19 protein-coding genes are annotated in these 22,959 nt (G+C 50.3%); 9 read left to right on the forward strand and 10 right to left on the reverse strand.

The genetic code is table 11. The features are described 5' to 3' along the window. Window positions 1-6 precede the first annotated feature (6 nt). From rhmD to LDB27_RS07175, 4 genes are read left to right on the forward strand one after another with little or no spacing between them, the layout of a single operon-like run. Window positions 7-1,212, forward strand: a complete 1,206-nt coding sequence (gene rhmD, locus LDB27_RS07160) for an L-rhamnonate dehydratase (RefSeq protein ID WP_001530644.1) — start codon at window positions 7-9, stop codon at window positions 1,210-1,212. A 55-nt stretch (window positions 1,213-1,267) separates the two neighbouring features. Then, window positions 1,268-2,557, forward strand: coding sequence for an MFS transporter (locus tag LDB27_RS07165; protein ID WP_000028928.1), 1,290 nt, complete (start codon window positions 1,268-1,270; stop codon window positions 2,555-2,557). 25 nt (window positions 2,558-2,582) lie between these two features. Beyond that, window positions 2,583-3,386, forward strand: a complete 804-nt coding sequence (gene yfaU / locus LDB27_RS07170; protein ID WP_000992941.1) for a 2-keto-3-deoxy-L-rhamnonate aldolase — start codon at window positions 2,583-2,585, stop codon at window positions 3,384-3,386. Window positions 3,387-3,391: 5 nt separating this feature from the next. Beyond that, window positions 3,392-3,568, forward strand: a complete 177-nt coding sequence (locus LDB27_RS07175; protein WP_001112766.1) for a hypothetical protein — start codon at window positions 3,392-3,394, stop codon at window positions 3,566-3,568. Between the two features lie 233 nt (window positions 3,569-3,801). On the opposite strand, the gene sseL is transcribed toward LDB27_RS07175, so the two are convergent. From sseL to glpA, 4 genes are all read right to left on the reverse strand, one after another. Next, the gene (sseL, locus tag LDB27_RS07180) at window positions 3,802-4,824 is read right to left on the reverse strand and encodes an SPI-2 type III secretion system effector deubiquitinase SseL (protein ID WP_001017718.1); all 1,023 of its coding nucleotides are present in this window, start codon (window positions 4,822-4,824) and stop codon (window positions 3,802-3,804) included. 425 nt (window positions 4,825-5,249) lie between these two features. After that, a complete protein-coding gene (gene glpC / locus LDB27_RS07185; protein ID WP_001285726.1) occupies window positions 5,250-6,440 on the reverse strand; it encodes an anaerobic glycerol-3-phosphate dehydrogenase subunit GlpC in 1,191 nt (396 codons plus the stop codon). Further along, on the reverse strand, window positions 6,437-7,696 hold the full coding sequence (gene glpB / locus LDB27_RS07190) for a glycerol-3-phosphate dehydrogenase subunit GlpB (protein ID WP_000667152.1): 1,260 nt from the start codon (window positions 7,694-7,696) through the stop codon (window positions 6,437-6,439). Before glpB ends, glpC begins: the two co-directional genes overlap by 4 nt. Next, entirely contained in the window at window positions 7,686-9,314 is a 1,629-nt protein-coding gene (gene glpA, locus LDB27_RS07195) for an anaerobic glycerol-3-phosphate dehydrogenase subunit A (protein WP_000701885.1), read from the reverse strand. The genes glpB and glpA overlap by 11 nt, the downstream gene beginning before the upstream one ends. Window positions 9,315-9,586: 272 nt before the next feature. Between glpA and glpT the strand changes: the two genes are divergently transcribed. Continuing rightward, window positions 9,587-10,945 carry a glycerol-3-phosphate transporter gene (gene glpT, locus LDB27_RS07200; RefSeq protein WP_000948739.1) on the forward strand — a complete coding sequence of 453 codons (1,359 nt, stop codon included), beginning with the start codon at window positions 9,587-9,589 and terminating at the stop codon, window positions 10,943-10,945. 4 nt (window positions 10,946-10,949) lie between these two features. Beyond that, window positions 10,950-12,020 (forward strand): glycerophosphodiester phosphodiesterase, encoded by a 1,071-nt coding sequence (gene glpQ / locus LDB27_RS07205; RefSeq protein WP_000858946.1) that lies wholly within the window; start codon window positions 10,950-10,952, stop codon window positions 12,018-12,020. A gap of 115 nt (window positions 12,021-12,135) precedes the next feature. Here glpQ and LDB27_RS07210 read toward each other — a convergent pair whose 3' ends face one another. Beyond that, complete coding sequence (locus tag LDB27_RS07210) at window positions 12,136-13,014, reverse strand: LysR family transcriptional regulator (RefSeq protein WP_000176721.1); 879 nt, start codon at window positions 13,012-13,014, stop codon at window positions 12,136-12,138. A gap of 160 nt (window positions 13,015-13,174) precedes the next feature. Here LDB27_RS07210 and LDB27_RS07215 point away from each other — a divergent pair, with 160 nt between their 5' ends. Further along, a complete protein-coding gene (locus tag LDB27_RS07215) occupies window positions 13,175-14,365 on the forward strand; it encodes an MFS transporter (protein WP_023214986.1) in 1,191 nt (396 codons plus the stop codon). 1 nt (window position 14,366) lies between these two features. Here LDB27_RS07215 and yfaE read toward each other — a convergent pair whose 3' ends face one another. The 5 genes from yfaE to LDB27_RS07240 all read right to left on the reverse strand — a co-directional run bounded on the left by yfaE (window position 14,367) and on the right by LDB27_RS07240 (window position 20,200). After that, the gene (gene yfaE / locus LDB27_RS07220) at window positions 14,367-14,621 is read right to left on the reverse strand and encodes a ferredoxin-like diferric-tyrosyl radical cofactor maintenance protein YfaE (RefSeq protein WP_000533921.1); all 255 of its coding nucleotides are present in this window, start codon (window positions 14,619-14,621) and stop codon (window positions 14,367-14,369) included. Beyond that, a complete protein-coding gene (gene nrdB, locus LDB27_RS07225) occupies window positions 14,621-15,751 on the reverse strand; it encodes a class Ia ribonucleoside-diphosphate reductase subunit beta (RefSeq protein WP_000332026.1) in 1,131 nt (376 codons plus the stop codon). The genes yfaE and nrdB overlap by 1 nt, the downstream gene beginning before the upstream one ends. Window positions 15,752-15,863: 112 nt before the next feature. Further along, complete coding sequence (gene nrdA, locus LDB27_RS07230; RefSeq protein WP_001076491.1) at window positions 15,864-18,149, reverse strand: class 1a ribonucleoside-diphosphate reductase subunit alpha; 2,286 nt, start codon at window positions 18,147-18,149, stop codon at window positions 15,864-15,866. A 355-nt stretch (window positions 18,150-18,504) separates the two neighbouring features. Next, a complete protein-coding gene (ubiG, locus tag LDB27_RS07235) occupies window positions 18,505-19,233 on the reverse strand; it encodes a bifunctional 2-polyprenyl-6-hydroxyphenol methylase/3-demethylubiquinol 3-O-methyltransferase UbiG (RefSeq protein WP_001091009.1) in 729 nt (242 codons plus the stop codon). Window positions 19,234-19,315: 82 nt separating this feature from the next. Continuing rightward, on the reverse strand, window positions 19,316-20,200 hold the full coding sequence (locus LDB27_RS07240) for a GntR family transcriptional regulator (RefSeq protein ID WP_000944714.1): 885 nt from the start codon (window positions 20,198-20,200) through the stop codon (window positions 19,316-19,318). A 49-nt stretch (window positions 20,201-20,249) separates the two neighbouring features. Between LDB27_RS07240 and LDB27_RS07245 the strand changes: the two genes are divergently transcribed. Both LDB27_RS07245 and LDB27_RS07250 read left to right on the forward strand, forming a co-directional pair. Beyond that, entirely contained in the window at window positions 20,250-21,575 is a 1,326-nt protein-coding gene (locus tag LDB27_RS07245) for an MFS transporter (RefSeq protein ID WP_000098081.1), read from the forward strand. A 14-nt stretch (window positions 21,576-21,589) separates the two neighbouring features. Then, window positions 21,590-22,792, forward strand: a complete 1,203-nt coding sequence (locus LDB27_RS07250) for a mandelate racemase/muconate lactonizing enzyme family protein (RefSeq protein ID WP_000705581.1) — start codon at window positions 21,590-21,592, stop codon at window positions 22,790-22,792. The last annotated feature ends 167 nt before the right edge of the window (window positions 22,793-22,959 follow it).

A 22,959-nucleotide genomic window follows, 5' to 3' on the forward strand; every position in this document is an offset into this window, starting at 1 on the left:
AATATTATGACTCTTCCTAAAATTAAACACGTTCGAGCCTGGTTTATTGGGGGCGCTACCGCAGAGAAAGGGGCTGGCGGCGGGGATTATCACGACCAGGGAGGAAATCACTGGATTGATGACCATATCGCCACTCCCATGAGCAAATATCGCGACTATGAGCAGTCTCGTCAGTCTTTTGGGATCAACGTGTTAGGGACGCTGATCGTCGAAGTAGAGGCGGAAAATGGGCAGACGGGGTTCGCCGTTTCGACAGCAGGGGAGATGGGCTGTTTTATCGTAGAAAAACATCTTAACCGGTTTATTGAAGGCAAATGCGTAAGCGATATCAAACTTATTCACGATCAGATGCTCGGCGCGACCATGTACTACTCCGGTTCCGGCGGTCTGGTGATGAACACGATTTCCTGTGTGGATCTGGCGCTGTGGGATCTGTTTGGCAAGGTGGTTGGGCTGCCGGTTTATAAATTGCTGGGCGGAGCGGTGCGCGATGAAATTCAGTTTTACGCCACCGGCGCACGCCCGGATCTGGCTAAAGAAATGGGCTTTATCGGCGGTAAAATGCCGACTCACTGGGGACCGCACGATGGTGATGCGGGGATCCGTAAAGATGCCGCGATGGTGGCGGATATGCGTGAAAAGTGCGGGCCGGATTTCTGGCTGATGCTCGACTGCTGGATGAGTCAGGATGTGAACTATGCGACTAAACTGGCTCACGCCTGTGCGCCATTTAATCTCAAATGGATTGAAGAGTGTCTGCCGCCGCAGCAGTATGAAGGCTATCGCGAATTAAAACGCAACGCGCCTGCAGGGATGATGGTTACCAGCGGCGAACACCATGGTACGCTGCAATCCTTCCGCACTCTGGCAGAAACCGGCATTGATATTATGCAGCCGGATGTTGGCTGGTGCGGCGGATTAACCACGCTGGTTGAGATCGCCGCGCTTGCCAAATCGCGCGGGCAACTGGTGGTGCCGCACGGTTCGTCTGTCTATTCGCACCATGCAGTTATTACTTTCACTAATACCCCTTTCAGCGAGTTCCTGATGACCAGCCCGGACTGCTCCACCCTGCGTCCGCAATTTGACCCGATTCTCCTGGATGAGCCGGTGCCGGTGAATGGACGCATCCATAAATCAGTGCTGGATAAGCCGGGCTTCGGCGTCGAGCTTAACCGTGACTGTCACTTGAAACGCCCTTATAGCCACTAATAACTCGTGCGTTGCCTTTGTACGGCAACGCCCTCATCCTGTTGAGGATATTGCTATGAGCATCACTTTACTTGACGGCGTAGTGAAGAAAAACCGCGCACGTTTAATTCCTTTTATGTTGGCACTGTATGTACTGGCGTTTCTGGATCGTTCAAATATTGGTTTTGCCAAAGAGACCTATCAGATAGATACCGGGCTAAGTAATGAAGCCTACGCGCTAGGGGCCGGTATTTTCTTTGTGGTTTACGCTTTCCTTGGCGTACCGGCTAACCTGCTGATGCGCAAATTTGGCGCAAGAACCTGGATCGGCACGACTACCCTGCTGTGGGGCTTTCTCTCTGCTGCGATGGCCTGGGCGGATAGTGAAGCAAAATTCCTGATAATCCGCACGCTATTGGGCGCGGCGGAGGCTGGATTTTTCCCCGGCATGATCTATCTAACTTCACAATGGTTCCCGCAGCGTAACCGTGCCAGCATTATGGGGCTATTTTATATGGGCGCGCCGCTGGCGTTAACGTTGGGTTCGCCGCTCTCCGGCGCTCTGCTGGAGATGCATGGTTTTATGGGGCACCCGGGATGGTTCTGGATGTTCGTTATCGAAGGCCTACTGGCGATTGGCGCAGGGATATTCACCTTTTTCTGGCTTGATGACACTCCGCAGCAGGCGCGTTTTCTTAGCCTGGAAGAAAAGAACGCGCTTATCAGGCAACTGGCGAGCGAAGAAGAGAAAAAGGTCACGTCAAGGCTTGCGGATGCGCTGCGTAATGGACGCGTCTGGCAACTGGCTATTATTTATCTGACGATTCAGGTGGCGGTATACGGACTCATCTTTTTCCTGCCGACCCAGGTTGCCGCGCTATTGGGCACTAAAGTGGGCTTTACCGCTTCGGTGGTAACAGCGGTTCCCTGGATGGCGGCTTTGCTTGGCACATGGCTTATTCCTCGCTACTCCGACCGTACCGGCGATCGTCGTAACGTTGCGGCAGTGACGCTACTGGCTGCGGGCATTGGCATTGGCCTGTCAGGTCTGGTTTCTCCGGTGCTTGCTATTCTGGCGCTCTGTGTTGCAGCAGTAGGATTTATTGCCGTTCAGCCCGTATTCTGGACCATGCCAACGCAGCTACTTTCCGGTACGGCTCTGGCGGCAGGAATTGGTTTCGTTAATCTGTTTGGCGCTGTGGGCGGTTTTATTGCCCCAATTCTGCGCGTAAAAGCGGAAACGTTGTTTGCCAGCGATGCGGCGGGCCTGCTGACGCTGGCCGGAGTCGCCATCATTGGCTCATTAATTATCTTCACGCTGAGCGTTAATCGTCCGGTGGCGCAATCCGGCGCTGCGCATCATTAATCTTATCTACGTTGTAAGGATCGCTATGAACGCATTGTTATCAAATCCTTTTAAAGAAGGATTACGTAAAGGGGATACGCAAATTGGTTTGTGGCTCAGTTCAACCACCTCTTATATGGCGGAGATTGCGGCGACGTCGGGTTATGACTGGTTGTTAATAGATGGCGAGCACGCGCCTAATACGGTGCAGGACTTGTATCATCAGTTACAGGCCATCGCCCCATACGCCAGCCAGCCGGTGATTCGCCCGATCGAGGGAAGTAAAGCGCTCATTAAACAGGTACTGGACATCGGGGCGCAAACGCTACTGATCCCGATGGTTGACACCGCAGAACAGGCGCGCCAGGTCGTTTCCGCTACCCGATACCCGCCGTTGGGGCAACGAGGCGTTGGCGCGAGCGTGGCGCGTGCGGCGCGCTGGGGGAGAATCGACAACTATATGGCACAGGCCAATGAGTCGCTCTGCCTGTTGGTGCAGGTTGAAAGCAAAGTGGCGCTGGAAAACCTTGACGCGATTCTGGAGGTTGAAGGCATTGATGGCGTCTTTATCGGTCCGGCAGATCTCTCTGCTTCATTGGGTTACCCCGATAATGCCGGACACCCGGAAGTGCAGCGGATCATTGAAGCGTGTATTTATCGTATTCGCGCCGCCGGAAAAGCGGCGGGTTTTTTGGCGGTCGATCCGGCAATGGCGCAGAAATGTCTGGCGTGGGGCGCGAATTTTGTCGCGGTCGGGGTAGATACGATGCTCTACACCGAGGCGCTGGACAGCAGGTTGGCGATGTTTAAATCTGTTCAGTCAGTAAGCACGGCAAAACGTAGTTATTGAGAAAAATGCCGGATGGCACGTATGCCTTACGCGTGCGTTTTAGCGCCAATCGGTATAGTCTGGCAATACGTCAGGAGGTCTGCGCGATGATGGCGCTAAATATGCTGCGCCGCTGGCTTAATGGCGAGGACATTACCAGCGAGCATGGCTGGATAGACGTGGTTGAATCATTGACGGCATAGAACTTTTAGTGGGAAGGCCTGGCCTTCCCACCCTTATATACTTATAAATTCTTCGCAGAGCATCATTTCAGGATAAGAGCCTATCCCACCAGGCGTAATTGTTGAAGCCAGTTTGGGGCCGGCCAGCGCGCAGAAACCGTAGCGTACACGTAGTACGTGAGGATTTTGAGCACTGCCCGGTCCCAAAATGGCGAATAAAATAGCCTAATGGGATAGGCTCTAAGTACTCACCATTACTGGAGACTGTATTCATATATTTGTCGCCGGGTTTGGGTGTTAAATAGTGTTTGTTCCTCTACTGAAAGCGTTAAGAACTTTTCCGCAAACTCTCGTAGTGTGGTAGCAGGATCGTTTTGTCCGGCATTCGATAAGAGTTGAATTGTATGGTAACAAAATAGACCGCAGCCGTTGGGTACATTATTTTGTAAATTAGTCTCAACAAAATCAATATCTTCTTTTTCTGATATGCCTGCAATTGTTGCTGCTTCTATAATCTCTTGCTTAGTATTTTCATTTAAATCATGATAAGTATTAAATATAAGGCATTTTATTTTTTCTGCAAGTTTATAAAATAAACAGAGAAGCCAGTGATCTCCTGTATTTATCAGAAAGATTTCATTTTCACATAATCCTGATTGAGCCATCTTTTCAAGTAGCTGAGTGCGTAATATATTTTCTTTGGTGGTAGGATGAATAAGCCCAATAGGATAGTTTACCGAGAGAAAAGGTGATTCTTGAACCAGACCTTGCGTTGCAGCTGCTAGCTCATCTGACGACATCATTCGCGCACCACACCAAAGGTTTTCAACTCCTACCTGTTCTTGATCTGTCTGAGCGAACTGGTCGCCCATAATTTTATGTGCTATTTCTATTTTTTTAGAAAGGTCGGTTGTCGCGGAACCGGCCATATAAAGTAATCTGGAAGGGGCATGTAGCTTTTTCCACTCAGTATTATTTTTTGTTATATCGTTATTGGCAATTTGATGTAATACAAGGCAAGCCTGATTGATTTTTTTATCTATATCTGGTGAGCCCAATCTTTTTCCGCTAAAAAGATCAAAAAGAAATTTCTCAACTCTATGTCCCAGATCATCGTTGCGTAACGCAAGATTGCATACCAGATCAATACAATTCTGATCACCGTTCTCTACGGCGCTAAACAACAACGCAAGCGTCTCATCGCTCACCTCTTCTGCATATAAGCTGTGAAATTGCGGTATGCTCAATCGGTAAAGTGAATTTACACATATATTCATTTTGCTCTGTTTCCTGGTAGGTGAAAGTAGCGAATATGATGTAATTTATAATTATTTGTAAAAATATTATTGTTAGTGGGGGATATATTAAATCAGGCATAGACCTGATTTTATTATTATTCACATAGCACTCAATTATTATCGGAGATATTCAGTTATCTCCCTCTTTAAAGGAGGCTGGTAACGCGTCGATACAAGAGATATTGCTCTATAAACAGTAACGTCGTTATCTGTCATGCCACCGTGGGTTAGCGGTCATGGTTAACCAAATAGGGCAGGTTATTGCAAAGAGACATCCGCGTTTATACCCAAAATAATCCGTAGCCAACACATAAGCAACTTGAAGTATGAAGGGTATATGTCTGATGGAAAATCGGTCCCGGTTATCAGGGTAATGGCGCCGGAGGGGCTCCGGCGCTTTTTACTTAGCCGAGCGCCTGGGCCAGTAGCGTAATGGGGTGTTCGCAGCGTTTGCTTGTAGACATCTCAATTTGCCACTTACAGGTTTCACAATCGGTGACGACAATGTCCGCGCCGCTCTCTTCAATCTGGCGGAACAGCGGCGCGCCGATGGACTGTGATGTTGGATAGTTTTCCTTTTTAAATCCATACGTACCGGCAATGCCGCAGCACTGTGAATCAAGTACCGTCAATTCAAGCCCCGGAATTTGCCGCAACAGTTCAAGCGTGTAAAGCGTCCAGCCCATTTTTTCCATATGACACGGCGTATGGTAGACCACTTTCAGCGGCAAAGGATTAAGCGGCAGCGTTTTCCCGGCATCCAGTTTGCGCCATAGCCAGCGGGTGGCCAACTCGATATGTTCGCGCAGCCCGGCGTTGTCCACGTCCAGCACTTCAGGATATTCATCGCGCAACGCAAACGTACAGGTGGATGACGTGGCGATGACCGGAATACCTTTGACGGCAATCGCCTCGCGTAGCGACTCCACATTGCTGATAGCCTGCTTGCGAGCTTTATCCGTAAAACCGTTAGCGATCAGCGGTACGCCGCAACACTTCTCTTTACTCAGTAACTGTACGCCGGTACCCATTGCGTTCAGCACCTTAATCAGATCTTTTCCGAGCTGCGGATGGTTGTAATTCACAAAACAGCCATGGAAAAAGGCGACCTGATCTTTGTATTTAGCCTGCTGCGCCGCCACGCTACGATACCAGCGGCGGAAGGTGCCGAAAGAGTATTTTGGTAAGGTGCGGCGATGATCGATTTTGAGCGCGTAATCAAGCAACTGGCGCACTGGCTTTAATGCGGTGGCGGTATTGACCACCGGCGCGAACGGCGTTGAAACGCTGCCCATCAGATCGGTATGGCTGAGAATAAAGTTACGCAATGACGGGCGCGTCGTATCGTATTTCGCGCGGGCGCGCTGGATGATATCGCCAATCTTCACGTCCGACGGACAGGCGACCTCACACCGTTTGCAGTTAATGCAATATTTCAGCGCCTCATCATACAGCGCGCCGTCTTTCAGACGCAGGCGTTCGCCATCCGGTCCGGCCTGTTTAGGGCCAGGGTAGCCTGGATTAACGCGGCTGACCGGGCACGCGGTGGTGCACACCGTACATTTAATACAACTTTCAAAACGTGTGTCGCTCATTGCTGTTCTCCTGCACGCTCAGCGATATGGTGCGCGGCCTGGAGGGCGCTGACTGCGCAGACGCCGCCGCCGCATCCCTCAGCTATAGGATCGAATCCCGCCAGCACAGAACCTATTGCATACAGATTTTCTACCGTGTTGCCCGCAAGGGAGGGGCGGAAAGCGTCATCCGTCACGACGCCAAACTGCTGCCAGGGCTGTGGGTCGAAGAAATGTTGTTGATACCATTCGGCGCGGGTGGCCGTTTGTTGTACGTCGAGCCCTAAAATAGGTTCGCGGATCCCTTCGCGCTCGGCAACCAGACCGCTACTAAAGAAGCTACCGCTGGCAAGTACGGCAAAACGCGGGCGCAGTGGGATATCGGCATGGTTGCGGGTCCATATTTCGCTCACGGTACCGCGACGGCAGGTGACTTTCTTCACTTCATCGCCCGGCATCCAGATGCCGCCCTGACGGACAAACTGGCGCTGGAGCTGATTGTGCAGACGAATACCGAGCACCGATGGCGGCAGCGTCGGCAGCAGCGTGAGCGCGCAGGGCAGACGTTCGTTAAGCCAGCGCCACAGCGTATCGTTCGCCAGCCCGAAGCAGGCGGGCATGATGATCATGTCGCAGTTTGTCGCTATTGGCGACAGCGCGTCGTACAGCAGCGGCCATTTTTCTTCGTTATCAAGCAGACGCGCAATATTGACCGCGCGAAATTCCGTCGGGTTATCACGCAGTACGTCCAGTTCCGGAAGGTCGATTTCTGCGGTTTCCACGTTGAGATCGCGTTGACGCAGCGACGCTGCCGCAAGGTGCGCCTGGAAATCCAGTAATCCGCTAACGCCGACGACGCAAATTCGCTGTGCGGATAACGGCCAGACCGGTACTTCCGGCGAGCTAAGCCAGGTTGAACGCAATGTGCCAAGCGGCGTGACACGCTGGTGCGCCTGCTGTACGTCGCCGTATAACTGCGCGCCGCTGGCGTTAAGTAGCGTTTGCGCCTGTTGCGCCAGCGTAAGGACTTTTTGCGCGCCCAAACGTGAATAAGGATGTTCAGGTGCCTGGCGGCGCAGCGCATCAAGCCCGGCGGTAATGTCGGTCACCGGTTGGCCGTCGGGCAGGGCGCTGAGTAGATCCAGCGAGCCGGAGGAAAAATGCAGTGCGCTTTGTCCGCGGGTGACGATGGCGCAGCGTAATCCATGCTGCTGGAGTTGCAGTCCGCACAGCAAACCGGCGAGACCGCCGCCCATAATAACCGTATCAAATTTCATCCTGGTGCTCCTTCTCCAGACCGCATAATCCCTGATAAACCCAGCGCGTGAATTCGCTTTCGCGCAGCGCGTCTCCCCAGGCGACAGGTTGTACGCCTTTCCAGCGCTCATTCAGAAATTCAGAGAGTTGCGTAATAGATTGCGCCGCGGTCGTCACATTAAAACGCTGCAATAGCCCGGCCGCGCGGCAGGCGCACAGCTCGCCCTGGCAAGTGCCCATCCCTACGCGGGTGCGACGACGCAGATCCAGCAGGCTATTCACGGTTAAGTTTTCGACGGCATACTGCACTTCTCCCGCCGTGACGGCCTCGCATTCACAGACCAGGCTACGGTGTTGGCGGCCTTCGCTCAGCCACCCCGGCGTGCGATCGCCATGCCGATAAACCGCCGATCCGCGTAGCGGCGCGGGAAGCGAGATAATGCGTTTCAGCGTATGTTCCGTAGACTCTTTTGAGCCAGGCAACGGCGTATCCGCCGTGATGCAGGGGCGAGTATTGCCCAACTTGCGGCACACGGCGTCGGTCGCCCATTCCGCCATCAGGCGGTAAGTCATTAGCTTCCCGCCGGTAATGGTAATGAAGCCTTCAAGCCCGTCGCGTTCGGCGTGGTCGAACAACACAATACCGCGGCTGACGTTACGACCGCTGGGATCGTCATCACTGGCCACCAGCGGGCGGACGCCGGAATACGCGCGCAGAATACGCGTCTTCGCCATGACAGGGGCCAGTTTTTCCCCTTCACGCAGCAGGATATCGACTTCATCTGCGGTGACGCGGTTGCTGTCTATCTCATTGTAATCAATATGGGTAGAGGTAGTGCCGATCAGTGAAATCGTATCGCCAGGTACCAGAATGTCGGCATCCGATGGTTTCCGGCAGCGGTTAATGACATGCTGGTTGATCCGATGGTCCATGATCAACAGTGAGCCTTTCGCCGGGAACATGCGAATACTCAGGTCGGCGTATTCGGCGATCCGTTGCCCCCAGATACCAGCCGCATTGACCACCACCGGCGCGTGAAGCGTCTGGGTTTCGCCAGTGAGATGGTTGCGCACATGGACGCCACAGACCGTTGCGCCTTCACGAATGAGCCCGGTCACTTCATGCGCCGTTAACACGATTGCGCCATGTTCTCTGGCATCCAGCATATTGGCGGCGGTAAGGCGGAAAGGGTCCACGGTGCCATCCGGCACTTTTACCGCACCGATGAGCGCAGGGTTAACGGAAGGTTCGATGATGCGAGCCTGCTGCGGATCGATGGCTTCAGCGCGAATGCCCGCCGCTTCACAGGCGCGAATAAAGGTGGCCTGAAACGCAAGATCATCTTCCGGCAACGTAATAAACAGACCATCCGTCGGTTCGACGCAATGGCGGGCGATCCGTTTTAAAATCTGGTTTTCACTAATGCACTCGCGCGCGGATTCCGCGTCGGTAACCGCATAACGAGCGCCGCTGTGCAGCAGCCCGTGGTTACGCCCGGTCGCGCCAGTCGCTATATCATGCCGCTCCACCAGAATGACACGTAAACCGCGCAGCGCGCAGTCGCGGGCGATCCCTGCGCCTGTTGCTCCACCGCCAATGATAATCACGTCACTTGCTTGCGAGTCGCGAATTTTCATTGTTTTTCCTCACAGTTCGTTTTTTATCATTTAGCCATACAAATCATATGGAATGTTTGATTTCGCGCATAATCGCTCACTATTCGAAAATGAAACGTGATTTCGTGCGCCTTTCTGAACATTAGTCATAAAACTGTAACAATATGTGCTGTAATTCACATTAACGTGACGTATCTTTACTTAACATCGCGGCCACACTGGGAGCAGCGGGGTTGTTTGAACAAACTGCGGTGTTTACCTCTAAATAAAATACGGGCCACGGAGGCTACAATATGTTGAGTATTTTTAAACCAGCGCCGCATAAAGCGCGCTTGCCAGCGGCGGAGATTGATCCGACCTATCGCCGATTACGCTGGCAGATTTTCCTGGGGATATTCTTTGGCTATGCCGCGTATTATCTGGTGCGCAAGAACTTTGCCCTCGCGATGCCCTACCTGGTAGAACAGGGTTTTTCACGCGGCGATCTGGGCTTTGCGCTGTCCGGGATTTCCATCGCTTATGGTTTTTCGAAATTTATAATGGGTTCGGTGTCCGATCGCTCGAATCCGCGCGTTTTCCTGCCGGCAGGGTTGATTCTGGCCGCAGCAGTCATGTTGTTTATGGGCTTTGTACCGTGGGCGACATCCAGCATCGCCGTGATGTTTGTGCTGTTGTTCCTTTGCGGCTGGTTCCAGGGGATGGGGTGGCCGCCGTGCGGACGTACGATGGTTCACTGGTGGTCGCAGAAAGAGCGCGGCGGCATTGTGTCGGTCTGGAACTGTGCGCATAACGTCGGCGGCGGGATCCCGCCACTGCTGTTCCTGCTGGGGATGGCGTGGTTTAACGACTGGAAAGCGGCGCTCTATATGCCAGCCTTTGGCGCGATTGTGGTGGCGCTGTTCGCTTTCGCAATGATGCGCGATACGCCGCAATCCTGCGGTCTGCCGCCTATCGAAGAGTATAAAAACGACTATCCGGATGACTACAACGAAAAAGCGGAAGAAGAGCTGACTGCGAAGCAGATCTTCATGCAGTACGTACTGCCGAACAAACTGTTGTGGTACATCGCTATCGCCAACGTGTTTGTCTATCTGCTGCGCTACGGTATCCTCGACTGGTCGCCGACCTACCTGAAAGAAGTGAAGCATTTCGCACTCGATAAATCCTCCTGGGCCTACTTCCTGTATGAATACGCGGGTATTCCGGGCACGCTGCTGTGTGGCTGGATGTCGGATAAAGTCTTCCGTGGCAACCGCGGTGCGACCGGCGTGTTCTTTATGACCCTGGTGACTATCGCGACCATCGTTTACTGGATGAACCCGGCAGGAAACCCGAACGTTGATATGGCTTGTATGATTATCATCGGCTTCCTGATCTACGGCCCGGTAATGTTGATCGGTCTGCACGCGCTGGAACTGGCGCCGAAAAAAGCGGCGGGTACGGCGGCGGGCTTTACCGGTCTGTTTGGTTACCTGGGCGGTTCTGTCGCTGCAAGCGCCATTGTGGGTTATACCGTTGACTTCTTCGGTTGGGATGGCGGCTTTATGGTGATGATTGGCGGCAGCATTCTGGCGGTAATCCTGCTGGTGGTCGTGATGATTGGCGAAAAACGCCATCATGATGAGCTGCAGTTAAAACGCAACGGAGGCTAATAACATGAAAACCACACTGAAAAACCTTAGCGTGGCGTTGATGTTGGCAGGAATGGCCATCGGAAGCGGCGCCGTGGCGGCTGAAAAAGTCGTTATCGCCCACCGTGGCGCCAGCGGTTATCTGCCGGAGCATACGCTACCAGCGAAAGCGATGGCGTATGCGCAAGGGGCAGATTATCTGGAACAAGATTTAGTGATGACAAAGGACGACCATCTGGTCGTCCTCCATGACCACTACCTTGACCGGGTGACTGACGTCGCTGACCGTTTTCCGGACCGGGCGCGTAAAGATGGGCGCTATTACGCTATCGATTTTACGCTGGATGAAATTAAATCCCTGAAGTTTACCGAAGGGTTTGATATTGAAAACGGCAAAAAAGTACAAACTTATCCGGGCCGTTTCCCGATGGGAAAATCTGATTTCCGCATTCATACCTTTGAAGAGGAAATTGAATTCGTTCAGGGATTAAATCACTCTACCGGTAAAAATATCGGTATTTATCCGGAAATTAAAGCGCCGTGGTTCCATCATCAGGAAGGGAAAGATATTGCCGCGAAAACGCTGGAAGTGCTGAAGAAGTATGGTTACACCGGCAAGCAGGACAATGTCTATTTGCAGTGTTTTGATGTCGCTGAGCTGAAACGTATTAAGAATGAACTGGAACCCAAAATGGGGATGGATCTCAATCTGGTTCAACTTATTGCGTATACCGACTGGAATGAAACACAGCAGAAACAGCCGGACGGTCGTTGGGTAAATTACAACTACGACTGGATGTTTAAGCCGGGCGCTATGAAGCAGGTGGCGGAATATGCGGACGGTATTGGTCCGGATTACCATATGCTGGTCGCGGAAGGCTCAACGAAAGGGAATATCAAGCTGACTGGAATGGTGCAAGACGCACATCAGAATAAGATGGTAGTGCATCCTTACACTGTGCGTGCCGATCAATTGCCGGACTATGCCACAGACGTTAATCAGTTGTACGACATCCTGTATAACAAGGCGGGCGTCGACGGGCTGTTCACTGACTTCCCGGATAAGGCGGTCATGTTCCTGCAAAAAAATGACTAAAGGTTTGCCATAGTCGAAGTGACGCGCCGGATGAGGGCATAAACGCCTCATCCGGCCTGGCGCAACGTTTGCCAGCGTAAGTCTGGTAAACGCAATGCCATCAGGCGGGGTTGTTTTATAGCAACCCCTCATCGGTCAGTGTTTCCATACATTTTTGTAATAAAAATAGCGGACTTCCTTCTACCGGCGGTTCTTTTGCTAACAGGGAAATTTGTCGATAAAAGGTGGGTTCCAGCGCCACGGAGCATAATTTTCCTGTCGTGGCTTTTAAGGTTAATTCTGGCAATAAGGCGATACCTAATCCCTGGCGAATAAAATTCAGCGCAGTATCGGGATGGTTAAATTCATATTTAAATATCGGCTCAATACCCTTTTCTTTAAACAACGCCATAATGCTTAATTCATAACGACCTTTACTGACAATAAGGGGTTCGTCCATCAGTTCTTCAACCGTTACTGTACTGTTGGTCGCCAGGGGATGATTTTCAGGCACCACTACGGTGAATTTATCCCGGTAAATGGGGACGCAATACATACCGTTGACCGGAAAAGGAACGAAACCGGCATCAATACTTCCGTCCTGCAGCGAATCAATAATAGCCGTACTGTTCTCTTCATAGGGGATAATTTTTACATTTGGATGATGGCTTTCAAAATAGCGAATGACGCCGGGTAAAATGCAGGCGCAGGCGCTGGGAAAACAGCCAATCCGTAGCGTACGGGCCGGGTTCTTTTTTTCTTGTTCGGCAATCTCTTTTACCGCGTTGACGTCGCGCTGGATCGCGCGTAAATGCCTGACGATGCGGCTACCGGCGGCGGTAAGCTCAATCTCTTTACGACGCTCACGAATCAATATGTCAACGCCGAGCTCCTCCTCAAGCGCGGAGATGGCCTGGCTGACGGCGGATTGTGTCATGTATAGCCGTTTGCTGGCTTCGGTAAATCCGCCGTACTCCAGTACGGCAAGCAGGGCGTGGATTTGGGTTAGCGTCATTAGTAAAACCTAATCAATATAATTAAAACGATTAATTTTTCTAATAGAGTGCACTTGTTTATACTGTGATTCTATCGAATACATCACATTTGACGCACCTGATAGGTGTTCAGTTGAGCTGAGCGTTGCCTGCGTGCGCCATCTGAACGGGTCGTTAAGAATGAAAGAAAAATTATGGACGAAGGATTTTTGGGCAATCACCATAGTCAGTTTTATTATCTTTTTTGTTTTTTATGTACTGCTAACTTTATTACCCATTTATATCGCTGACCGCCTGCATGCTTCTGCAGATAAGGCCGGGCTGTTAGTGACATGTTTCTTGGCCGCGGCAATTGTTATTCGGCCATTTGCCGGACAGTGGGTGGGAAAATATTCGAATAAAAAGATTCTGGTGCTCTCTTCTCTGGCTTTTTTGGTGATTACCGCGCTGTATCCGGTTTGCCATTCTATCGAGTCGCTGCTCTTTATCCGCGTACTTCATGGGATTACGTTTGGTATTATTACCACGGTAAAAGGAACTATTTCAGCGCGGTTAATTCCGGCCTCCCGACGTGGAGAGGGCATCAGCTTTTTCTCTTTAGCGATGGGCCTGGCGATGGTCGTAGGACCGTGGATCGGTTTGAATATGGCCCGCTGGAACGCGTTCACTGCCGCATTCTGGCTTTGTTCCGCTGTAGCGGCGTTAGGGATTGTGCTTTCCCTGATTGTGACGGTCCCTCCGGTAATTCGTCATGCCGATGGTTCGAAACCGAATCTGGGTTTTGCCGCGATGTTTGACCGCGCCGCCTTGCCTTTTGCGCTGGTCACCTTTTTTATGACTTTCTCCTATGCCGGCGTGTCGGCTTTCCTGGCGCTGTATGCGCGTGAGCTGGATTTAATGGCGGCGGCCAGTAATTTCCTGCTGTGCTACGCGATTTTCCTGATGATATGCCGTACCTTCACCGGGAATATTTGTGATAAAAAAGGGCCGAAATATGTTGTTTTCCCATGCCTGTTGGCTTTTACCATCGGTCTGGTGGCGCTGGGCTACACCAATGGCAGCATCATGATGATTATTTCCGGCGGTCTAATCGGTATCGGCTACGGTTCGGTCACGCCGGTTTTCCAGACGCAAATTATCAGCTCGGTTGAACCGCATAAAATCGGCGTGGCGAATTCACTGTTCTTTAACGCGATGGACGCCGGAATGGCGATTGGCGCCTTTATCATGGGAATGATGGTTGAGTCGGTTGGCTATCGTATGATTTATGTCGCTGGCGCGGTGCTGGTGGTACTCGCTGGCGCACTGTATGCCGTGCAGATGAAAAAACGTGGCGTGATGCCTTTGGTTTCCACCAGCGAGTTGCACTGAGTTACATCTCGATTTCGATATCGCCTTTTGCCCTGCAGCAGCAGGGCAAAATCTCTCCCGGCTGGATAAACGCTAAAGGTTCCGTAATCCAGTCAACCTGACCGGCAACCAGCCGGGTACGACAGGAGCCGCAATATCCTTCGCGGCACTGATACTCCACCTCAACGTTATGTGATTCCAGCGCGGCCAGCAGAGAAGGGTGTTCATCCTGGCACAGCAGCTGTGTGCCAGTGATACGCAGCGTGACGCGTCCCATCAGAGCTGGAAATTACTCAGATCGTCGGTATCGACTTCCGAATCGATTTGTCCGACCAGATAAGAGCTAACTTCCACTTCCTGTGGCGCGACCTGAACGTTATCGGACACCAGCCAGGTATTGATCCACGGGATTGGGTTGGAGCGGGTCTGGAACGGCAGATCCAGCCCTACCGCCTGCATACGAATATTAGTAATATATTCAACGTATTGACACAGGATATCTTTATTCAGGCCGATCATCGAACCGTCGCGGAACAGATAGTCCGCCCACTCTTTTTCCTGCTGCGCCGCCTGCACGAACAGGTCATAACATTCCTGTTTACACTCTTCGGCGATTTCCGCCATCTCCGGGTCGTCCACGCCGCTACGCAACAGGTTCAGCATATGTTGCGTGCCGGTCAGATGCAGAGCTTCGTCACGGGCGATCAGACGGATAATTTTGGCGTTGCCTTCCATCAGTTCACGCTCGGCAAATGCGAAAGAGCAGGCGAAGCTGACGTAGAAGCGGATGGCTTCCAGCGCGTTCACACTCATCAGGCACAGATACAGTTTTTTCTTCAGCTCACGCAGATTTACGACAACCGTTTTGCCATTAACGGTATGGGTGCCTTCACCGAGCAGATGCCAGTAACTGGTCATCTCAATAAGTTCGTCGTAGTAGGCGGAGATCCCTTCGGCGCGCTTCTGAATTTGCTCATTGGTCACGATATCGTCAAACACGACCGCCGGATCGTTGACGATGTTACGAATAATGTGGGTGTAGGATCGTGAGTGAATCGTCTCAGAAAACGCCCAGGTCTCTACCCACGTCTCCAGCTCCGGGATGGAAATGAGCGGCAGCAGGGCGACGTTCGGGCTACGTCCCTGAATGGAATCCAGCAGCGTCTGGTATTTGAGGTTGCTGATGAAGATATGTTTTTCGTGCTCCGGCAACGCCTGATAATCGATACGATCGCGGGAGACGTCGACCTCTTCCGGACGCCAGAAGAAAGAGAGCTGTTTTTCGATCAGTTTTTCGAAGATGTCATATTTCTGCTGGTCATAGCGTGCAACGTTGACCGGCTGGCCAAAGAACATGGGTTCCTTGAGCTGATCGTTTTTCGTCTGTGAAAAAGTGGTGTATGCCATTGAAGTGAATCCTTTATGGGATGAGCGCCGGATGGCGGCGCAAGCGCCTTATCCGGCCTACAAACCGTACAATCGTAGGCCGGGTAAGCATAGCGCTACCCGGCACTATTCATCAGATCTTACAAGCGCCGCTTTCGCAGCCATCGTCCTGAATAGAAGGCGCCAAATCGTCCTGCGCATCTTCCGCGCCGTCGCGGGTATTTTGATAGTACAGAGTTTTCACGCCAAACTTATACGCGGTGAGCAAATCTTTCAGCAGTTGCTGCATCGGCACTTTTCCTGACGGGAAACGTGACGGATCGTAGTTGGTATTGGCGGAAATCGACTGATCGATAAACTTCTGCATGATACCCACCAGTTGCAGATAACCGTCGTTGTTCGGCATCTCCCACAACAGTTCGTAAGCGTCTTTCAGATGCTCATAATCCGGCACGACCTGACGCAAAATACCGTCTTTCGAGGCCTTGATGCTGACGTAGCCGCGCGGTGGTTCGATACCGTTAGTGGCGTTGGAGATCTGGGACGACGTTTCCGACGGCATTAGCGCCGATAGCGTGGAGTTACGCAGACCGTGGGTTTTGATCGACTCACGCAGCTGTTCCCAGTCGTAGTGCAGCGGTTCGTTGACGATCGCATCCAGATCTTTTTTGTAGGTGTCGATCGGCAAAATGCCTTTTGCATAGGTGGTTTCGTTGAACCATGGGCAGGCGCCTTGCTCTTTCGCCAGTTCGTTGGACGCTTTAAGCAGATAGTATTGAATGGCTTCGAAGGTTTTATGCGTCAGATTATTGGCGCTGCCGTCGGAATAACGTTTACCGTTTTTCGCCAGCCAGTAGGCGAAGTTAATCACGCCAATGCCCAGCGTACGACGGCCCATTGCGCCGCGTTTGGCAGCCGGAATCGGGTAATCCTGATAATCGAGCAGAGCATCCAAAGCGCGTACTGCCAGAATAGCCAGTTCTTCCAGCTCGTCCAGAGTTTTAATGGCGCCCAGGTTGAATGCAGACAGCGTACACAACGCAATTTCGCCGTTTTCATCGTTGACATCGTGCAGCGGTTTGGTCGGCAGGGCAATCTCCAGACACAGGTTAGACTGGCGTACCGGGGCGACAACCGGATCGAACGGACTGTGAGTATTGCAGTGGTCAACGTTCTGGATATAGATACGACCGGTAGAGGCGCGTTCCTGCATCATCAGCGAGAACAGTTCGACCGCTTTCACACGCTGTTTGCGGATGCTGTCGTCGTTTTCATATTTCACGTACAGGCGTTCGAATTCGTCCTGGTCGGCGAAGAACGCATCGTATAGCCCGGGTACATCGGACGGACTGAACAACGTAATGTCGCCGCCCTTCAGCAGGCGGGTGTACATCAGCTTGTTGATCTGTACGCCGTAGTCCATGTGACGTACGCGGTTACCTTCCACGCCGCGGTTGTTTTTCAGCACCAGCAGGCTTTCCACTTCCAGATGCCACATCGGATAGAACAGTGTCGCCGCGCCGCCGCGCACGCCGCCCTGCGAGCAGGATTTCACCGCCGTCTGGAAGTGCTTGTAGAACGGGATGCAGCCGGTGTGGAACGCTTCGCCGCCGCGAATCGGGCTGCCCAGCGCGCGAATGCGTCCCGCGTTGATACCGATACCGGCGCGCTGAGAAACGTATTTCACGATAGCGCTGGAGGTGGCGTTGATGGAATCCAGACTGTCGCCACACTCGATCAGTACGCAAGAGCTGAACTGACGGGTTGGGGTACGCACGCCGGACATAATTGGCGTCGGCAGCGAGATTTTGAACGTAGAGACCGCATCGTAAAAACGTTTTACATAGTCAAGACGCGTTTCACGCGGATAGTTCGAGAACAGGCAGGCCGCTACCAGAATGTAGAGGAACTGCGCGCTTTCATAGATTTCGCCGGTCACGCGGTTTTGCACCAGATATTTCCCTTCCAGCTGCTTAACGGCAGCGTAGGAGAAGGTCATATCGCGATCGTGAACGATAAACGAATCCATCTGCTTGAACTCTTCTTCCGTGTAGTCTTCCAGCAGATGATTGTCGTATTTGCCAAGCTCAACCATTTTTACCACATGGTGGTAAAGTGCGGGCGGCTCAAACTGGCCGAAGGCTTTCTTACGCAGGTGGAAAATCGCCAGACGCGCAGCCAGGTATTGATAATCCGGCGCATCGCGAGAGATCAGGTCTGCGGCGGCCTTAATGATAGTTTCATGGATATCGGAGGTCTTAATCCCATCATAAAACTGAATATGCGAGCGTAGCTCGACCTGAGAAACCGATACGTTATTCAGTCCTTCTGCCGCCCAATCAAGCACGCGATGAATTTTGTCGAGATTGATGCGCTCAGTACGGCCGTCACGCTTTGTCACCAGCAGACTCTGATTCATGTGGTTTTCTACCTGTTTACCTGTCCGTGAAAGAAAAATATCCCCCCGCTTATCCACAACGTCACGTTGTGACTAACTCTGTGGATAAATACTATATATAGGGGGTGATCGATAAGTGAAACGCTATATGGTGAGTATTCTAGTAGGGATTCTTTTGAGTACAAGAGTTGATTTTGGCGTTAAATTGCGGTTGTAAAAGCGTAAGAATCGCTAAATGCGCGTCTGATAAGGCCTGGAGAGGATGTCAACAATTCATAAAAAAAAATCAAAATTTGATCGAATGCTGATTTCTTCATCGAAGAGAAAGGTTGCGCCCGATGATCTAACGCAACCCTTATAGGAAAATTCTTTGATGTCAGGCTTTTTTAGCGCGGGTATGCAACATGTAGTTAACGTCTACTCCGGGACCGAGTTTGAAAGTATTGGTTATCGGGTTGTAGTGCAGCCCGGTGATATGTTGCTCTTTCAGGACGGTTTCATCTACCCAGCTTAACAGTTCAGCAGGCTTAATGAATTTCTTCACGTCGTGCGTGCCTTTTGGCACCATGCGCAGAATATACTCAGCGCCGACGACCGCCATCAGCCAGGATTTCCCATTGCGGTTCAACGTTGAGAAGAACACCTCACCGCCGGGTTTAACCAGTTGGGCGCAGGCGTGGACGACCGATTGCGGATCGGGAACGTGCTCCAGCATTTCCATACAGGTGACGACGTCGTATTGCTGGGCGTGTTTTGCCGCATGTTCCTCAACCGTCTCCTGCACGTACTCTACCTCGATGCCGCTTTCCAGCGCATGCAGTTTGGCGACCTGCAAAGGCTCAAAGCCCATATCCAGCCCGGTGACGGTTGCGCCTTCGCGTGCCATACTTTCCGCCAGAATGCCGCCGCCACAGCCGACGTCGAGTACCTTTTTGCCAAACAGGCCGCCTGAGCGCTCAGTAATGTAGCCAAGGCGTAGGGGGTTGATGCGATGCAATGGCTTGAATTCGCCCTCCAGATCCCACCAGCGCGACGCGACGGCTTCGAATTTGGCGATTTCATTATGGTCAACGTTGTGAGCTACCGACGGTTTTTCAGTGTTCATGAGTACATGAGATTCCGCTATTGATCTATCGGGGCAGTATAGCAGGTGCAAAGTCGCTGCGTTATATCTACTGCCGTCTTTATTACGCTTTCAGCGCAAGAAGTTTTCTTGCGCGTTCTGTAAAACCGCTACCGATGTGGTGCGTGATAAAATTACAGACGCCCTCGACGTTGTTGTTTTTTAACATATCCAAAATAGTGGCATGTCCCCGGTTAGAGCTGGTGATATATTCAGCGGTAAAATCCAGTCTGTAGCGAATTGCCAATAAACGTGCTGAGATCAACAGGTGTGCTTGCGAAATGTATTTATTATCGGCATATTTCACAAAAACATAATGAAAATCATGATCCAGTTTGAGGTAAGCTTGCGTATCTCGCTCTGCATTAATTTTTGCTGACTTCGATAAAATATTGCTTAATTCGACTATGACATTGTTAGCATTTTTCTCCATCGCTTCACGAATTGCGCCCTGTTCAAGGATAACCCTCATTTTGATGAGATCATTGATATCCTCGTCGGTGACAGAAAAAACAAATGTCCCACTGCGGGGAATGATGTTGACCAGGTTTTCATTATAGCTCAGCCAAATAAAAGCTTCACGAATTGGTGTTTTACTTACCATCAGAATATTTGATAGTTCATTTTCACTGATCGCTTGCCCAAGATCGAAATCGCCATGGATAATCATCTCCCTTATTTTCTCTTTAATCACCTGGGTGATGGATTTGGGTATTTCAATTGATATGTGACTAAAGTCACGCTTTAATCTATTTTTCATTTTCTTCTCCTCCATGGTTAAACCCGGCTCCATTGTAATTAATTTATTCAAAATTAACGGATCTAATATATCAGATATAAGAAAATTTACATACTTTATTGTTGTTATTGTATATTTCATTAAGTTTGCTTGCTGATATATCAGATATGACACATTAGCTTTTGAATTGTATTGTTTTTTACGTAACATCGATTCCGGTCAATACCCTTATTCATTGAATCATAAAAGGTGATGCAAAATGAGTAGTCCACAAGAAAATTTATACGATGCAATTCGTATTGTAAAAAGGAAAATCATTCCTTTGGCCTTTATTCTTTACTTTTTTAACTATATGGATCGTGTCAATATTGGGTTTGCTGCATTACGCATGAATGAATCTCTCGGTATTACGCCTGAGGATTTCGCTAATATTTCTTCTATATTCTTCATATCATATTTAATCTTTCAAATTCCGAGTAGCATTGGCTTGCAAAAGCTTGGTGCAAGAAAATGGATTAGTTCCATTATTATCGGCTGGGGAGCGGTAACTGGGCTGATTTTTTTTGCTAAAGATACTCAACATATTTTGCTGGCTCGCATTTTTTTGGGGGTATTTGAAGCTGGCTTTTTCCCGGGCATGGTTTATTATCTTGCATGCTGGTTCCCGGCTCGTGAACGCGGAAAAGTCAATAGTTTCTTCATGTTATCTATTGCTGTTGCATCGGTATTGGCTGCGCCGATGTCTGGTTGGATCATCGAGCATTTGAATACCCCGGATTATGAAGGCTGGCGCTGGCTTTTTGCTATTGAAGGTATCCCTACCGTATTCCTTGGCATCCTGACATTTTATTTACTGCCTGACAGTCCAGAAAAGGCTAAATGGCTTACGCCACAGCAGATATCGGCCTTAGTTAATAAATTACGCACTGACAATGAAACCGCAGCTGCATTAAATAAAAATACCAACTCATCCTTTCTTTCCGTAATCAAAAATCCAGTTTTGCTTCAGCTTTCTTTCGCCTACATGTTGATTCAGGCGGCTGCTCTGGCGGCAAACTATTGGTTGCCGGGGTTGGTGAAGGGATTTTCAGCTGATTTTACGGATACTGACGTTGGTTTAATCATGAGTATTCCGTTTATTTTCGCTATGTTCAGCATGCCCTGGTGGGGCTGGCATTCCGATAAAAAGAATGAACGAAAATGGCATGCTGCATTACCCATGTTTCTGGCAGGCTGTGGTTTTCTGATGATTGCTCTTGTCCCCTCAATGTCGCTGAGAATGCTGGGGCTAACGTTCTATGGTGTTGGGATCCTCAGCTATTACGGACCTTACTGGGCGCTGCCTTCTGCATTATTGTCGCCGTCAGGGTTGGCTGTCAGCATTGCGTTTATTAACTCATGTTCAAGTCTTGGCGGATTCCTGATTAATAAATCACTGGGATTCGTTTCTACTCATTATGGTGCGACAGGAATATTTATTGTAGAGGCAATACTTTGCTTCGCTGCGGTAGCCGTTCTGGCGTTAATGAAAATTGATGTGAAAAAAGAAAAAAGCCAACAAACAAATGTTGTATCACGAACCTGATAAATGGAGAAATTATGAAAATTACGTCTATTGAAGTTTTTGACTGTGAATTAAAAAAAAGAGATCAAACGATGTCCTCCTATAATCCAGTACTTATTCGGGTGAATACCGACTCAGGATTAAGTGGTATTGGCGAAGTAGGGCTGGCCTATGGCGCAGGCGCTAAAGCTGGCGTAGGGATCATCAGAGATCTGGCGCCATTGATTGTGGGTGAAGATCCATTAAATATCGAAAAAATTTGGGAGTTCTTTTTCAGAAAGACTTTTTGGGGGATGGGAGGCGGGAACGTTTTTTATGCCGGAATGAGCGCTATTGATATTGCTCTTTGGGATATCAAAGGTAAATATTTAGGTGTACCTGTTTATCAGCTCCTTGGCGGGAAAACTAATGAAAAGTTAAGAACCTATGCTAGTCAGTTACAATTTGGTTGGGGGGATAAACGCCAGATATTAGTGACACCTGATGAATATGCTGAAGCGGCGCGTGCGGCTCTTGACGATGGATATGATGCGATTAAAGTGGATCCACTCGAAATCGATCGTAATGGCGATGACTGTGTTTTTCAGAATAAAAATCGTAACTATTCAGGATTGTTACTGGCCGATCAATTAAAAATGGGGGAAGCGCGAATTGCCGCTATGCGTGAAGCAATGGGGGATGATGCTGATATTATCGTGGAAATCCATTCTCTTCTCGGTACAAACTCAGCTATTCAATTTGCGAAGGCGATAGAAAAGTATCGTATCTTTCTTTATGAAGAACCGATTCATCCATTAAATTCTGATAATATGCAGAAAGTTTCCCGTTCAACAACGATTCCAATCGCCACTGGTGAGCGTTCCTACACAAGATGGGGATACAGGGAATTACTGGAGAAGCAGTCTATTGCCGTAGCTCAACCTGATTTGTGTCTCTGCGGCGGAATTACCGAAGGAAAGAAAATCTGTGACTATGCTAATATTTATGACACCACTGTACAGGTGCATGTTTGCGGCGGTCCTGTTTCCACGGTAGCCGCGCTGCATATGGAAACAGCAATTCCCAACTTTATTATTCATGAGCATCATACCAATGCGATGAAAGCATCTATTCGGGAACTTTGTACCCACGATTATCAGCCGGAAAATGGCTATTATGTCGCGCCGGAACAGCCCGGATTGGGTCAGGAATTAAACGATGAGGTAGTGAAAGAATATCTGGCCTATGTGATTAAATAGCATCTGGTGATACTGATTATTGTTTATGCCTCCCGGCATATTCCCTAAATAATTCGAGTTGCAGGATAAAATGGTTAACCGTCTTGAACAGCGCTTGCGCTAACCCCGACGGGGCGAGGCCCAGGGATGGGCCGAGTAACTCGCTGCCAACGCACATGAAACTTGAA

Source organism: Salmonella sp. JXY0409-18, assembly GCF_020268625.1.
In the GTDB taxonomy this organism is placed as follows: domain Bacteria; phylum Pseudomonadota; class Gammaproteobacteria; order Enterobacterales; family Enterobacteriaceae; genus Salmonella; species Salmonella enterica.

Bases quoted from the DNA above. Each gene is read 5' to 3' on its own strand.
- LDB27_RS07215 (WP_023214986.1), top strand. From the start codon at position 13,175: ATGAAAGAAAAATTATGGACGAAGGATTTTTGGGCAATCACCATAGTC.
- LDB27_RS07245 (WP_000098081.1), top strand. From the start codon at position 20,250: ATGAGTAGTCCACAAGAAAATTTATACGATGCAATTCGTATTGTAAAA.
- rhmD (WP_001530644.1), top strand. From the start codon at position 7: ATGACTCTTCCTAAAATTAAACACGTTCGAGCCTGGTTTATTGGGGGC.
- ubiG (WP_001091009.1), bottom strand. From the start codon at position 19,233: ATGAACACTGAAAAACCGTCGGTAGCTCACAACGTTGACCATAATGAA.
- nrdA (WP_001076491.1), bottom strand. From the start codon at position 18,149: ATGAATCAGAGTCTGCTGGTGACAAAGCGTGACGGCCGTACTGAGCGC.
- LDB27_RS07210 (WP_000176721.1), bottom strand. From the start codon at position 13,014: ATGACGCTAACCCAAATCCACGCCCTGCTTGCCGTACTGGAGTACGGC.
- glpA (WP_000701885.1), bottom strand. From the start codon at position 9,314: ATGAAAATTCGCGACTCGCAAGCAAGTGACGTGATTATCATTGGCGGT.
- yfaU (WP_000992941.1), top strand. From the start codon at position 2,583: ATGAACGCATTGTTATCAAATCCTTTTAAAGAAGGATTACGTAAAGGG.
- glpQ (WP_000858946.1), top strand. From the start codon at position 10,950: ATGAAAACCACACTGAAAAACCTTAGCGTGGCGTTGATGTTGGCAGGA.
- glpC (WP_001285726.1), bottom strand. From the start codon at position 6,440: ATGAGCGACACACGTTTTGAAAGTTGTATTAAATGTACGGTGTGCACC.
- sseL (WP_001017718.1), bottom strand. From the start codon at position 4,824: ATGAATATATGTGTAAATTCACTTTACCGATTGAGCATACCGCAATTT.
- LDB27_RS07165 (WP_000028928.1), top strand. From the start codon at position 1,268: ATGAGCATCACTTTACTTGACGGCGTAGTGAAGAAAAACCGCGCACGT.
- yfaE (WP_000533921.1), bottom strand. From the start codon at position 14,621: ATGGGACGCGTCACGCTGCGTATCACTGGCACACAGCTGCTGTGCCAG.
- LDB27_RS07250 (WP_000705581.1), top strand. From the start codon at position 21,590: ATGAAAATTACGTCTATTGAAGTTTTTGACTGTGAATTAAAAAAAAGA.
- LDB27_RS07175 (WP_001112766.1), top strand. From the start codon at position 3,392: ATGCCGGATGGCACGTATGCCTTACGCGTGCGTTTTAGCGCCAATCGG.
- nrdB (WP_000332026.1), bottom strand. From the start codon at position 15,751: ATGGCATACACCACTTTTTCACAGACGAAAAACGATCAGCTCAAGGAA.
- glpT (WP_000948739.1), top strand. From the start codon at position 9,587: ATGTTGAGTATTTTTAAACCAGCGCCGCATAAAGCGCGCTTGCCAGCG.
- glpB (WP_000667152.1), bottom strand. From the start codon at position 7,696: ATGAAATTTGATACGGTTATTATGGGCGGCGGTCTCGCCGGTTTGCTG.
- LDB27_RS07240 (WP_000944714.1), bottom strand. From the start codon at position 20,200: ATGTTACGTAAAAAACAATACAATTCAAAAGCTAATGTGTCATATCTG.